12 protein-coding genes and 1 tRNA gene are annotated in these 13,161 nt (G+C 72.2%); 7 read left to right on the top strand and 6 right to left on the bottom strand.

What is annotated here, in order from left to right; translation table 11 throughout:
• Nucleotides 1-8: 8 nt before the first annotated feature.
• The 3 genes from cbiQ to ACN28G_RS02895 are packed head-to-tail and all read right to left on the bottom strand — an operon-like array spanning nt 9 to nt 1,906.
• A complete protein-coding gene (gene cbiQ, locus ACN28G_RS02905) occupies nt 9-776 on the bottom strand; it encodes a cobalt ECF transporter T component CbiQ (RefSeq protein ID WP_421478340.1) in 768 nt (255 codons plus the stop codon).
• Between the two features lie 3 nt (nt 777-779).
• A complete protein-coding gene (locus ACN28G_RS02900; protein ID WP_421478339.1) occupies nt 780-1,193 on the bottom strand; it encodes a PDGLE domain-containing protein in 414 nt (137 codons plus the stop codon).
• Nucleotides 1,190-1,906 (bottom strand): energy-coupling factor ABC transporter permease, encoded by a 717-nt coding sequence (locus tag ACN28G_RS02895; protein WP_421478338.1) that lies wholly within the window; start codon nt 1,904-1,906, stop codon nt 1,190-1,192. The genes ACN28G_RS02900 and ACN28G_RS02895 overlap by 4 nt, the downstream gene beginning before the upstream one ends.
• Nucleotides 1,907-2,054: 148 nt before the next feature.
• Here ACN28G_RS02895 and bcp point away from each other — a divergent pair, with 148 nt between their 5' ends.
• The 3 genes from bcp to ACN28G_RS02880 all read left to right on the top strand — a co-directional run bounded on the left by bcp (nt 2,055) and on the right by ACN28G_RS02880 (nt 4,134).
• The gene (gene bcp, locus ACN28G_RS02890; protein ID WP_091435172.1) at nt 2,055-2,531 is read left to right on the top strand and encodes a thioredoxin-dependent thiol peroxidase; all 477 of its coding nucleotides are present in this window, start codon (nt 2,055-2,057) and stop codon (nt 2,529-2,531) included.
• A gap of 137 nt (nt 2,532-2,668) precedes the next feature.
• Nucleotides 2,669-2,743, top strand: a tRNA-Leu gene (locus tag ACN28G_RS02885).
• A 68-nt stretch (nt 2,744-2,811) separates the two neighbouring features.
• Complete coding sequence (locus ACN28G_RS02880; protein ID WP_421478337.1) at nt 2,812-4,134, top strand: beta-xylosidase; 1,323 nt, start codon at nt 2,812-2,814, stop codon at nt 4,132-4,134.
• Between the two features lie 101 nt (nt 4,135-4,235).
• Here the strand turns inward: ACN28G_RS02880 and ACN28G_RS02875 are convergent, their stop codons facing one another.
• The gene (locus tag ACN28G_RS02875; protein ID WP_421480850.1) at nt 4,236-5,288 is read right to left on the bottom strand and encodes a trypsin-like serine peptidase; all 1,053 of its coding nucleotides are present in this window, start codon (nt 5,286-5,288) and stop codon (nt 4,236-4,238) included.
• 333 nt (nt 5,289-5,621) lie between these two features.
• Between ACN28G_RS02875 and ACN28G_RS02870 the strand changes: the two genes are divergently transcribed.
• Nucleotides 5,622-6,143, top strand: a complete 522-nt coding sequence (locus ACN28G_RS02870) for a GNAT family N-acetyltransferase (protein WP_091435168.1) — start codon at nt 5,622-5,624, stop codon at nt 6,141-6,143.
• 187 nt (nt 6,144-6,330) lie between these two features.
• Here the strand turns inward: ACN28G_RS02870 and ACN28G_RS02865 are convergent, their stop codons facing one another.
• Complete coding sequence (locus ACN28G_RS02865) at nt 6,331-7,428, bottom strand: expansin EXLX1 family cellulose-binding protein (protein WP_421478336.1); 1,098 nt, start codon at nt 7,426-7,428, stop codon at nt 6,331-6,333.
• Between the two features lie 77 nt (nt 7,429-7,505).
• Complete coding sequence (locus ACN28G_RS02860) at nt 7,506-8,339, bottom strand: class I SAM-dependent methyltransferase (RefSeq protein ID WP_091435164.1); 834 nt, start codon at nt 8,337-8,339, stop codon at nt 7,506-7,508.
• Between the two features lie 201 nt (nt 8,340-8,540).
• Between ACN28G_RS02860 and ACN28G_RS02855 the strand changes: the two genes are divergently transcribed.
• The 3 genes from ACN28G_RS02855 (at nt 8,541) to ACN28G_RS02845 (ending at nt 12,604) form a co-directional block, all read left to right on the top strand.
• Nucleotides 8,541-9,548 carry an LCP family protein gene (locus ACN28G_RS02855; protein ID WP_421480849.1) on the top strand — a complete coding sequence of 336 codons (1,008 nt, stop codon included), beginning with the start codon at nt 8,541-8,543 and terminating at the stop codon, nt 9,546-9,548.
• A 123-nt stretch (nt 9,549-9,671) separates the two neighbouring features.
• Nucleotides 9,672-11,204 carry a sugar transferase gene (locus ACN28G_RS02850; protein ID WP_421478335.1) on the top strand — a complete coding sequence of 511 codons (1,533 nt, stop codon included), beginning with the start codon at nt 9,672-9,674 and terminating at the stop codon, nt 11,202-11,204.
• Nucleotides 11,205-11,239: 35 nt separating this feature from the next.
• The gene (locus ACN28G_RS02845; protein WP_421478334.1) at nt 11,240-12,604 is read left to right on the top strand and encodes a glycosyl hydrolase family 28-related protein; all 1,365 of its coding nucleotides are present in this window, start codon (nt 11,240-11,242) and stop codon (nt 12,602-12,604) included.
• Nucleotides 12,605-13,161 lie beyond the last annotated feature (557 nt).

The raw sequence follows: 13,161 nt of genomic DNA, 5'->3' as shown, positions 1-13,161 counted from the left end.
GCCAGCAGTCAGGTGAGCACGACGGCGACGGTGGCCAGGGTGGTCGCCACGGCCGGGACGGTGGCCCCGACCAGCCACTGCCCGGCGGTCGCGCCGCCCGCACCCCACACCGCCGGCATCCGGCCGGTGTAGCCGCGCGAGAGCATCGCCAGGTAGACCCGCTCGCCGCGTTCGAAGGCGCGCAGGAACAACGTGCCGATCCCGGCGGCGAGGCCGCGCAGCTGCCAGAGGAACCGTGGGTCGTCGCCCCGGGACAGCCGGGCCACCCGCATCCGCCGGGCCTCGCCGACCAGCACGTCCAGGTAGCGCAGCATGAAGGTGGCGATCTGGGTGAGGATCTGCGGGCAGCGCAGCCGGTCCAGGCCGACGATCAGGTCCCGGGTCGTCGTGGTCGCCGCCAACAGCAACGACAGCAGTACGCCGAGGGTGCCCTTGGCGAGGATGTTCCACGCGCCGTACAGGCCCTCGGTGGACAGGCCCACCCCCAGCACGTGGACCCGTTCGCCGGCGCCGAGGAACGGCAGCGCGAAGGCGAACAGCACGAACGGCACCTCGATCAGCGCCCGGCTGAGCAGCCAGCCGGGACCGGTCCGGGCCAGCGCCACCACCACCGCGACCAGCAGGGCGTACCCGCCGAAGGCCCAGAACGCCTCCCGGGGGGTGGCCACCACGGCGAGCGTGCAGACCAGCATCGCGGCGATCTTGACCTCGGGCGGGAGCCGGTGCACGGGCGAGTCGACGTCGCGGTACAACACGTGCGCGTGCCCGGCCCCCACCGCTCAGCTCCCGTCCGGTCCGACCGGATCGCGGCGGCTGGCATCCGGTACCGCCGGATCGCGGCGGCCGGCATCCGGTCCCGCCGGATCGCGGCGGCGCAGCAGCCAGAACGCGCCGCCGCCGACGGCGAAGGTGAGCAGCACCCCGAGCACCCCGGACAGGCCGGTGGAGAGCAGGTCGTTGTCGATCCCGGCGATGCCGTAGTCGGCAAGTGGCCCGCCGACCTCGTGTTCCTTCTCCTGCTGGGCCGGGCAGCTGCCGCCGGTGACGGTGTCGTCGGCGTCGAAGGTGCAGCCCTCGCGCAGCGACGAGTCCAGCCCGTCCGGGTGTGCCGAGGCGAGGTTGCTCACCACGCCGGCCAGCAGGAGCGCGACCAGCAGGCCGCCGCCGACGAAGGCCCAGAGGCGGCGGTTCACCGTACGCCTCCGGTGACGCTCGGGGCGGCGGTCGCGTGCGGCCGCAGCCGGCGCAGCGCGTACACCATGTCGGGTCGGACCTTCGCGACGGTGACCACCGTGGTCGCGGTGATCAGGCCCTCGCCGATGCCGATCAGCAGGTGCACCCCGACCATCGTGCCGGCCAGGCCGGTGAGGTTGCCGCCGAGGTCGGTGGTGCCGCCCAGCCAGTACTGCCCGACGAAGCCCAGGGCCGCGACGACCACGCTGACCAGGGCGGAGACGAAGGCGGTGATGCCCAGGCCGGTCGGATTGCGCGGCAGCAGCCGCAGCAGTGGCGCGATCAGCAGGTACGCCGCCGCGGTGCCGATCAGCGCGATGTTGGTGATGTTGAGCCCGAGCATGGCCACCCCGCCGTCGCCGAAGACGAGGGCCTGGACGACGAGCACCACCGCCACGCAGAGGGCACCCACCCAGGGCCCGACCAGCATGGCGGCGAGCGCCCCGCCCATCAGGTGACCACTGACCCCGGCGGTGAGGATCGGAAAATTGATCATTTGTACGGCGAAGATGAAGGCCGCCACCAGCCCGGCCATCGGGGCGAGCCGGTCGTCCAGGTCCCGCCGCCCGCGCAGCACGCAGAGGGTCAACGCGGCCAGGGCCAGCACGGCGAAGGCCGCCGCCACGGGGCCGTTGATGATGCCGTTGGAAATGTGCATCGCGAGTGTCTCCACTCGACCTCCCAGCTGTCGACAGGCCGGCCCCCGCACCGACATCAGCGTATTTCCCCGCTTCGTTGTTGCCAATAGTTGGCAACAACCCGGGATCGGGAACCGCCGGTGGCGTCGGTCACCCTCGGCCGGGCGGCGGTAGGGTCGAGCCATGACCGCGCCCGACCGCCTCTCCCCCGGTGACCCCGCACCCGAGTTCAGCCTCCCCACCGACACCGGTGAGACGCTGACCCTGAGCGACCTGCGGGGCCGCCGGGTGGTGCTGTACGCCTACCCGGCCGCGATGACCCCCGGCTGCACCAAGCAGGCCTGCGACTTCCGCGACTCACTCGCCTCGCTGCGGGCCGCCGGCTACGAGGTGGTCGGCATCTCCCCCGACAAGCCCGCCAAGCTGGCCCAGTTCCGCGAGCGGGACGCGATCACGTTCCCGCTGGTCGGCGACGCCGACAAGGCGGTGCTGACCGCGTACGGCGCGTACGGCGAGAAGCAGTCCTACGGGCGTACGGTCACCGGCGTGATCCGCTCCACCTTCGTTATCGACCCGGACGGGAAGATCGAGCACGCCTTCTACAACGTCAAGGCCACCGGCCACGTGGCCAAGCTCCGCCGCGACCTCGGCCTGGACTGATCCCACGCATCGACGGCCGCCACGCCCGGCGGGTGCTTGCCGGCCAGCCGGGCGCACCGCCGGTGTGGTCTACTGGGGCGGTCGCGCCGGACGCCCGGTGACCCGATGCCGGGGCGGGAGCGCGCGACGCGGAGTGAGGGGCCGTAGCCCAACTGGCAGGAGGCATACGGTTTAGGTCCGTACCAGTGCGGGTTCGAGTCCCGCCGGCCCCACCGCAGATCGATCCGCTGGCGCAGCCTCCGGAGCGCGTGGCCCGTACGCCCCACCAAGGAGCTGCCCGGTGCGAACCCCGCCCCCCATCCAGGCCGCCGACGAGTCGATCACCGTCAACTTCGCCACCACCACCGGCACGCCTACCTACCGGGCGTCCGGCTGGATCTACGGCATGACCGAGAACGCCAGCGGCCCCGCCGAGCACTTCTACCGGGAGGTCAACTTCCGGTACCTGCGCGCCGGCGGAGCGCAACTGCCCGGCAACGGCTGGGTCGGCGGACACTACGACCGCCGCTGGGCCTCCACCCTGGCCCAGGCCCGCCGAACCGCCGCCCTGGGCGGTCGGTTCATCCTGCTGGCGCACGACCTGTGGGGCGCCGACGGCGCCGGCATCTCCCGCTTCCCCGGCGACGACGGCGACTGGACCGACTACGACGCCTTCCTGACCCGCATCGTCGACGACGTCCGGTCTGCCGGGCTGACCGTGCAGTGGGACATCTGGAACGAACCCAACATCACCGTCTTCTGGAACCGCCCGATCGCCCAGTACCTCGAACTGTGGGGGCGCACCCACCGACGCCTGCGCGCCGAACTGCCCGGCCAACTCATCGTCGGGCCGAGCTGTGCCTTCGTACCGTCGATTGAGCACGCCTTCTGGAACCAGTACCTGGACTTCGTCCGCTCGACCGACACCGTGCCGGACATCGTCAGTTGGCACTCGCTGCCGGGCGACCCGGTCGCCGACGTCGCCGCCGCCAACGCCACCCTCGACCCGCGCGGCATCGCCCACCCGCGGCCGTACCAGATCAACGAGTACGGCGCGCCCGACGAACAGAACCCGGCCGCCGGGGCCTGGTACATCGCGCGCCTGGAGCGGGCCCGTGCCGACGGGCTGCGGGCGAACTGGGCCGGCGGGGCCGACCTGCACGACGACAACGCCAACCTGCTGATCCGCACCTCCGCCGGCCGGCACCAGCCCCGGGGGGAGTGGTGGGTGTACCGCTACTACGCCGGCCAGACCGGTCAGATCGTCGCGGTGACCCCCAGCGGGTCGTACGACGCCCACGCGACGAAGACCACCGGCGAGGCACGGATCCTGGTCGGCGGTGGGCGCACCACCGGGAACCTGACCGTCGACCTGCAACGCCTGGACGCCACCAGCGGCCTCGTGCAGAACAACCAGGTACGGGTGCTGACCCAACGCATCCCGGACCACGGCGGCGGCGCGGTGCAGGGGCCGGTCACCGTCTCGAACCGGGTGGTCGACCTGTCGAACGGCACCACCAGCGTGGTCCTGCCGTACGCCAACCAGACCGACACGTACACGGTGACCCTGCTGCCGCCGGCCGAGACCGGGTTCGAGTCGGTGGCGGCGTCGACCGCCCGTTGAACCAGACCTGACGGATCCGGGGAGGCTGAGCACGACCAACGGATCAGGCGCCGGCCACCCGTCGGGGCAGCCGGCGTCTGACCTCTTCCGACCGTGGGGCACTACGCCGGGGAAAGACCCTCGGCGAAGTCGTACAGGCTCTTGATGTCGTTGTCGAAATAGGGGCCGTCGAATTGCCCGTTACCCGGGTTGTCGCCGTGACTCACCACGCTGTTGATGTATCCGTATCCGGTGGCGTCGTTGTATTCCTGCAACCAGGGTCCACCGCTGGATCCGTACGTCATGTTGCAGTACATCCGGATCTGCTGACCGCCGGCATTCCAGGTGGTGCTCTGGCAGTAGTACTGGCTCTCGCCACCGCCGAGGTTGGACGGGTATCCGAGCGCGGTCACCGAGACGCTGTAGCCCCAGTTCCAGCGCAGGCCGTGACCACCGACCGTCTCACCGACCTTGAGTCCGTAGGAGCCGCCGTTGTACATGATGGCGATGCCCATGTCCTCGGCGTAACTGCTGCTGTTGATCCACGCGGTCCGGGTGTTGAGGCTCTGCGCGACGAAGGTGCCGAACGGTCGCGCGCCGGTGCGGTAGCGGGGGACGAACTGCCAGTTGCTGTACCACTGGCCGCCGGCGCCCTGGTGCACGCAGTGCCCGGCGGTCATCACCAGTCGCCGCTTGCCGCTGGCCACCGTGCTGGCCGAGCAGGAGGCCGAGCCGCCGGTGGGCGTGGTGAAGAAGACCTTGCCGACCGCCAGCGACTCGTTGAGCATGGTCCGGAAGTCGTCGGTGACGGCGACGCGCGGTGCCATCGGCGCGATCGCGCCGGCCGGCCCGGTGGGCTTCGAGGCACGGCTCGGCGCGTCGGCGGCCGCCGCGGACTTCGCGTAGGTCACGTCGACGGCCGACGCCATCCGCTCCGGCGTCCAGTAGTCGGCGACCTCCTTGGCGATCCGGTCGTTGGTGATCGCGCGACCGTCACCGGTGCGGGCGACGGACGAGACGTTTCCCTTTCCGGCGGCGGTCGCGGGATTCGCGTTGGCAGCCGGCGTGGCACTGACGAACATGGCCACCGACAATCCAGCGGTGACCGCCCAGCGCAGATTGGATTTCAATCGGTCCTCCGATTCTCCGGTTTTCCTTTCGGGTTCGCCCAGCATATTGACGCACTCCCTTTGATCACAATGCCCGAAAAGCGGATCACCAATGCCCGGAGAAGCCTTTTGACCTGGGTTTTCGACCGCCCCGCAGCGGTCCCGCCCACGACGCTCCCGGCAATTCACCTGAATGTCGGAAGACCGACATGATCAGCTGTCCCGTTCGGCACAAACGAAACCATAGGTACCGAGAGGCGTGTGCTCGCAGCTCGGGCACAAACAATCGGCGACAATTCCGTCCGTGGGTGGTTGCGCGACCGCGGGCGACCGGTCGGCGGCTGTCGTCCGCGTCACGATGCCGGGCGGGCCACCGGCCGGGCCGGCCAGGATGGCGGGGTGACCCTACGCTTCACCCTCGACCCGGACCTCACCCCGCAACTGCGCGACCAGCTCGTCACCCTGTGGGTGGAGGTGAGCAACGCCGGCGGCGCGGTGGGCTTCGTCCCCCCGGTCACCGCCGCCGAGGTCCGCACCCTGGCCGACCCGGCCCTCGCGGCCGTCGCCGAGGGCCCCGACCGGCTGCTGATCGGCTACGACGCCGACGGGCGACCGGTCGCCGCGCTGATCTTCAGCGACAACCGGTTCCACCTGAAGACCCACTGGTGCGTGCTCAAGCGGGTCATGGTCCACCCGGACGCCCAGGGCCGGGGGTACGGCCTCGCGCTGATGCGCGAGGCCGAACGACTCGCCCGGCAGCTGGGCTGGTCGGCGTTGCACGTGACGGTCCGCGACGGCCAGGGCCTGGACGCGTTCTACCGTCGCCTCGGCTACCGCGAGGTGGGCCGCCTACCCGGCGCGCTACGCCTCGCCCCCGGCGACGACCGCGACGAACTCCTCATGTGGCTCCCCCTGCAGTAAGGAAGGGCCCCCTGTTAACGCATTTGGTAGAGAAGGGTTCCCCGCTCACACCGCCGCGACCGGACTCACGCAGGCCGCCGCCCGGCCAGCGAACGCAGGCCGCCGGCTGGGCCAGCGAACGCAGGCCGCCGGCTGGGCCAGCGAAGAAGGCCCGCACGCCGGTAAGTGAATGCCAGCCGCGTGCTGGTCAGTCCCGGCAGCCGGCCGGTCCTGACTCGCCGGTGCCGGCAGCCGCGCCACCGGCGTCGGTCTCCCCCGCCTCGGTGGCCGTCGGGCTGGGCGACGCCGTCGGGCTGCCCGGGGGACTGACCGACGGGCTGGGGGTCGGAGTGGCCGACGGGCTGGGCGGAGCCGACCGGGACGGGGTGGCCGACGGGGTGGCCGACCGGGCGGTACGCGGCGCGGCGGCGGACCCGCCGTACATCCGTACGTCGCTGCGTTGGACCTGTTCCGGCAGCATCCGGATGCCGGTGGCGATCGCCCGGTTGTCGTAGACGTCGGTGACCCGGATCGAGTACGGGCCGGGGCCGGCACCGGAGTCGATCAGCCAGTAGTTGTAGTTCTGCCGGGCCGCCGGCCGCCAGGCTCCCGAGCTGCCCTGCCGGACCTCGACCGAACGCAGCGGGTTGCCGTGCGAGCCGACGGTGACGGCGAACCAGTACTGCGACGAGCCCTCCTTCAGCCGGAAGGTCAGCGGGCCGGGCAGCGGCGGGTTCACCACCGCGCGGTAGCTGACCGGCACGATGCCCTGGACCGGGTCGGCGATCTCGGCGAACGCCTCGGCGGAGAGGTCGATGTGCCCGGCCGCGCACTCCGGGCACTGGTCCATGACGACCACCCGGACCGAGCCCTTCGGGCCGGTCACGTCCAGGTAGCCGCCGCAGGCGGCGGCGTCGGCGTACTCGCTCGGGCCGAGGGCGACGTACCGCTTGTTCGTCGGCGGGGCGACGAAGGAGCAGTTCCCGCCGCCGCCCTTGACGTCGTAGAACGTCGCCTTGCCCTGCCGGACCGCCCCACCGACCGGCGGCGCGGCCAGCCCCGGTGCGAGCGCCACCGCCGCCGGTGCCGCGCCCGGCGCCAAAGCCACCGCGCCGGCCCGGGCGGGAACCACGGCGGCGCAGGCGGGCGTGGTGCCGGCGCGCAGCAGCAGGGTCAGTCCCAGCACCGTGGCCACGCCGACGACCGGGACCGCCAGCAGCCACCGGCCCGGTCCCGGTCGCCGGGCACGCCGCCGGCCGGGGCCGGTGGGCTGGTCAGGCTGGGTGTGCGCACTGGGATCGGTCACACCGCCCGATGTTGCCGTAACGGCCGGTTGCGGCCAAGTCAGCTAAGGCACAGTTAAGGGACGCCCCGGAGCACATCTCACCAGGCCACGCCGATGCCGTCGCCCGGGTACCAGTGCCGGGCCGGGGTCTCCCGGTAGGCCAGGAACCGGCGGCCGGTGCGTTCGGCGTGGTCGGCCAGGACGTTGGTGTGCGTGACGTTGTCGGTGAGCAGCAGGCCACCCGGGGCCATCCTGGCCTCGACGGTGTCGAACTCCCGCTTCTCGTGCGCCCGGCTGTGGTCGCTGTCGTGCAGGAAGAGGTCGACCGGACGGTCGAGGGCCTCGATCGAGGCGATGGAGTCTCCGACCACCAGATCCACCACCTCCGACCAGGGCGCGGTACGGGCCAGGTAGCCGGCCTCCGGGTTGATGTCCAGTGAGGCGAGCCGGCCCGGGTGGCCCTCGGCGGCGTTGCGCAGCAGCGCGGCGGCGAGCACGCAACTACCCAGCCCCTTGTCGACGCCGGTCTCGACGACCAGCGCGGGGCGGGTGGCGCGGACGATGGCGTACCAGCCGATCCGGCGGGCGTATCGGACCTCCCGGTCGGCCAGCCCGCGCCGCTGCGCGCCCGCGGTGGCCTGCTCGATGTGCCGCCGCAGCGCGTCGTCGGACTCGATCTCCTGGAACCAGGCGCGGACCTGCTTGACCGGTACGTCGCAGACCACGCTGACGAACCAGGCGAGATGCTGGCGGCTCAACCTGGTCAGCTCGTAGGTGTAGTTGTGGTGCTCCCGCGAGGTGACCAGCCAGCGTGCCGAGGTCCGCAGCAGTTTCGCGTCGTGCCGGGCGACCCGGGCCAGCCGTTTCGGAAAGGCGGCGACCGGCGCGAGCCGGGTCCGGGCGACGGCCCGGCGGAGCTTCGTGACATCCACCCGAGGGTTGTACCAGGATTCACCGCCGTCCGGGCGGCCGGCCGATGAACACCAGGCCTCGGGGAGGCCGATCGATGAACAACAGGCCTCGGGGAGGCCGGCCGATGAACACCAGGCGTCCGCGACGGGCACCCGGGCAGGAATGTGAGTCGGTAACATGCCCGCGTGTCCGCTCCCCAGCAGCCGCCGGCGGTCGAACCGGTGGCACCGGCCCCACCCCCGCCCCGACGGCGTCGGTGGCGGGGTGTCCTGCTCGTCTGCCTGCTGGTGCTCGTGCTGGTCGGCGGCGGTGGCGCGCTGGCCGGCGGGCTCTACTACCGGTCGGTCGAGTCGGACATCGAGCGGGTCGACGCGTTCACCGGGGTGCCCGAGCAGGAGCGTCCCGAGGTGGTGGTCAAGGACGCGATGAACCTGATGATCCTCGGCAGCGACACCCGGGATCCGGAGCAGACCTCGGGTTCCCGGGCGGACACCATCATCCTGGCCCACCTGCCGAAGGACCGCTCCAGCGCCCAGTTGATCTCGATACCCCGGGACACCTGGGTCGCGGTGCCGAGGTCCGCCGACGGGCGGCACGGCGGTCGGCATGCCAAGATCAATGCCGCGTACGCCTGGGGCGGCCTGCCGCTGATGGTGCGCACCGTGGAGAAGTTCACCGGGGTACGGATGGACCACGTGGTCATGGTCGACTTCGCCGGCTTCAAGGAGATCGTCGACGCGCTGGACGGCATCGAGATCGACATCGAGCGGGGGTTCACCTCGACCCACTCCCTCAATCCGGACAGCCGCCGCACCTTCCGGCAGGGCCGGCAGACCCTCGACGGCGCGGCGGCGCTGGACTACGCGCGGGAGCGGTACGCCTTCCCCGACGGTGACTTCGCCCGCATCCGGCACCAGCAGCAGGTCATCAAGGCCATCCTGGACAAGGCCGTCTCCGGTGGGGTGTTGACCAACCCGGCCACGTTGAACGCCTTCGTCAAGGCGACCACGAACGCCGTCGCGGTCGACCGGTCGCTGTCCCTGGTGGACCTGGCCATGGAGAACCGGCACCTGCGCGGCGGCAACCTGGGCTTCTACACCTGCCCGGTCAAGGGCACCGGCCAGGTAGGCAACGAGAGCGTCGTCTTCGCCGACACCCCGGCGGCCCGGTCGTTGTTCGACGCGGTACGCCGGGACTCGGTGCCGGACATCGTGGACTCCGGCACATAGGGCAATTTCCATCCGTTCGGCCCTGGCGACGGTGCGTGACCAGTCGTATCCTGCGATCGGCCGTAAGGTGGCAGCCACGGCCGTGACGGGGAGGTCACGCGCACAATGTCCAGCCAGCCGACGATGAGTCGGAACGGTCCACCGGCCGACGCCGGGTCCCGTGGCCCGGTGCCCGTGCCGCGCGCCGGGCTGGACACCACTGCCGTTCTGCCGTACGTCGGATCGCGGGCGTCCCGGCGTACCCGCGGGTTGCGGGCCTGGATGGTCACGGTGACCGGGGATCTCGCCGCGTTGCTCGCGCCGCTGCTGCTGACCACCCGGTTCTGGACCGCCACGCTGCTGATGGCCGCGCTGACGATGGCCGTCCTCGCCGTCGGCGGGTTCTACCGGCACCGACGGCACGTGAGCATCCTGGACGAGCTGCCCGGTCTGGTGGGGCGGCTGTCGGCCTGCGGCGCGCTGGTGGCCGCCCTGGTCGCGGCGCGGCCCGCGCCGGCCGGCCACCCCACCGCCTTCCTGCCCGCGCTGGCGCTCGCCGCCGGTCTGCTCGTGGTCGTGCGGGCCGGCACCCGCAGCCTCATCGTGCAGGCCCGGCGGAGGCGCTGGGTCGAGCACAACGCCCTGGTCATCGGCGGGGGTCCGGTCGGCAGCGAGCTGGCCCGGCTGTTGCGCCGCTACCCCCAGTACGGCCTGCGCTTCGTCGGCTGCGTGGACGCACCCCCGACCGCCGGCGCAACGACCGCAGCCGCCGGGACGACCACGGCCGGCGGCGTGACCACAGCCGCCGGGATGACCACAGCCACAACGACCGCAACCGCCGGGACGGGGCGGACGGCGGTGATCGGTAGCCTGGAGGAGCTGGAGCAGCTGATCGGCGCGGTCGAGTGCGAGGTGCTGATCATCGCCGACCCGGCCTGCCCGGAGCCGGTGCTGATGGAGCTGCTGCGCCGCCCGGCCAGCGCCGGCTGCGACCTGTGGGCGGTGCCCCGGCTCTGGGGGTCACGGACCCACGACGGCAACCCGGACCACATCGGCGCGATCCCGATCGTCAAGATCAGGGGTACCACCTTCACCGGGCCCAAGTGGGCGGTCAAGCGGGCCTCGGACGTGGTGCTCGCCCTAGTGGCGCTGGTGGTGCTGAGCCCGGTGCTGCTGTTCTGCGCGGTGGCCACCCTGCTGGAGGACCGGAGCGGGGTCTTCTTCCGGCAGGAGCGGGTGGGCCGGCACGGTCGGCTGTTCCGGGTGGTCAAGTTCCGCACCATGCGACCGGTCGACGAACACGAGTCGCGGACCAACTGGTCGATCGCACACGACCGGCGGATCGGCCCGGTCGGGCGGTTCCTGCGCCGGACCTCCCTGGACGAGTTGCCCCAGCTCTGGAACATCCTGCGGGGCGAGATGAGCGTGGTCGGGCCGCGGCCCGAGCGGCCGTACTTCGTGGCGAAGTTCTCCGCCGAGTACCCGCAGTACGCGATGCGGCACCGGGTCCCGGTCGGGCTCACCGGGCTGGCCCAGGTCAGCGGCCTGCGCGGGGACACCCCGATCTCCGACCGGGCCCGCTTCGACAACTACTACATCGAGAACTGGTCACTGTGGCTGGACGCGAAGGTGGTTCTGCGTACGGTGGCACAGGTGTTCCGTGGTGGCCGACACTGAGTCGCCGGCCGGAACCGGACGACGGGAGCGCGGCGATGGCCCAGGGCAGCCCGGGTGATCCCGCGCCGACGCCGGGCCTCAGCCGGCGCAGCGCGTTGCTACGCGGCGGCACGGTAGCGGCCGGGCTGGGCACCGGGGTGGCCGGTGCCTGGTCCACCGGGGACTCCGGCGGCGTGGTGGACGTCCGGGCGCACGGTGCCGTCGGCGACGGGCGCGAGGACGACACCGCCGCGCTGCAGCGGGCCGTCGACGCCGCCGGCCGGACCGGCGGCATCGTGTTCCTCCCGCCGGGGACGTACCTGACCGGGCGGGTCGTGTTGCCGTCCCGGGTGCACCTGCGCGGCTCGGGTGGGGACGCCACGACGCTGCGGCTGCGCCCCGGCGCGAACACCGCGATCATCGAGTCCGCCGGCTACGACCGGCTCACCGGCACCCGCAGCGACGCCGGGACCACCCTGTTCAGCCTCCGGGACCTGGCCCTGGACGGCAACAAGGCGCAGAATCCCACCGCCGGGTACGGGCTGCGGGTCTACGGGTACGGCTACGAGCTGTCCGAGGTGATCGTCTTCAACTGCCGTACCGACGGGATCGTCAGCGAGTGGGGGCCGGCCGGCGCACTGCCGGCCCCCTCGCACCAGATGGAGTCCCGGTTCTCGGCGGTACGCACCCACGGCAACGACGGCCACGGGATCAACTTCCTGGGCCCGCACGACTCGATGTTCATCAACTGCCTGACCTTCGACAACGGCGCGAGCGGGTTCCGCCTGGCCGGTGACGCGCAGGGCACCTCGATGGTCAACTGTCACGCCTGGGGCATCCGGCAGAACGTCTCGTTCGACCTGGCCGCCGCCGGCATCAGCTGCTCCAACTGCTACGCCGACCTCAACGGCGGGGTCGGCGTCCGGATCTCCCGCAACGACGTGCGCTGGATCGGCGGGCTGGTGCTCGGCTACAACCACCACGACCCGCACCCGGAGATCGGCTTCCAGTTCGTGCCCGGGGTGGACCCGCAGGAGCCCTCGGGCTGCCTGATCGACAGCAAGGTGGTCAACTGCGGCACGGCGGCCGTCGACTTCGGTGCGGACCGGGGACTGTCCAGTGTCCGGGTCAGCCTCTCCCAGCCCGGTGCCCTGGACGCCGAGGGCGGGCGGGTGCCCGGCACCGGCCGGGGTTGGATCGGCGAGCCGGCGGCGACCACGCTCGTCGAGATCACCCAGGGCCTGGGTCACCCGGAGAAGAACCTGGTGGTCCGCCCGGCGTTCGACCTGCGGGCGCAGGCCGAACCCGGTCTCCCGCAGCCGGGCGCGGTGCGGGTGGTGGCCCGGCAGGTCGACGGTCGGACGCAGCTCTGCGCGGTCTTCCCCAACGGCGCGGTGCAGGTGCTGGCGGCCGAGCCCTGATCCGGGCCAGGAACCAGCAGACCACCAGCGCCTCGGCCACCAGCAGTTGACCGACCAGGCCGGCGAGGCCGTCGACCCAGGCGACGGAGCAGGCCAGACCCCCGAAGGCGATCACCCGGGAGCCGACGGCCGAGACCAGGTACCGCCGTGGCGGCGCCCAGATCATGTGCCGGGTGGAGAGCCAGGTCGCCCCGGCCAGCAGCGCCTTGTAGGCGCAGTACAGGGCGAGTACGCCGACCGCGACGGTGGCCAACTCGTCGGCGACCACCGCCCGCAGGGAGCCGCTGGCGAGCACCACCACGCCGACGCCGGCCAGGCTCACCATGGTCAACGCCCGGGCCCCGGTCCGCCAGCGGGCGGCCCGGCCGGCCACCACGTCCTGACGGACGCTGGCCGAGAGCGCCACGTGGAACGGCCCGAAGAGCAGGTCCAGGCCGCGCAGCACGACCAGGGCGGCGGGCCCGACCACCGCGCCGGCCACCGCCGGCAGGCTCACCGTGTAGGCCAGGTCGACCGCCGCCGCCACGCAGTAGACCGCACCGAGCCGCAGCGCCCGC

The organism is Micromonospora sp. WMMA1923, from assembly GCF_049179195.1.
Lineage (GTDB): Bacteria > Actinomycetota > Actinomycetes > Mycobacteriales > Micromonosporaceae > Micromonospora > Micromonospora yangpuensis.
The sequence above is the reverse complement of the archived record's forward strand: the minus strand, read 5'-3'. Positions and strand labels throughout refer to the sequence as shown.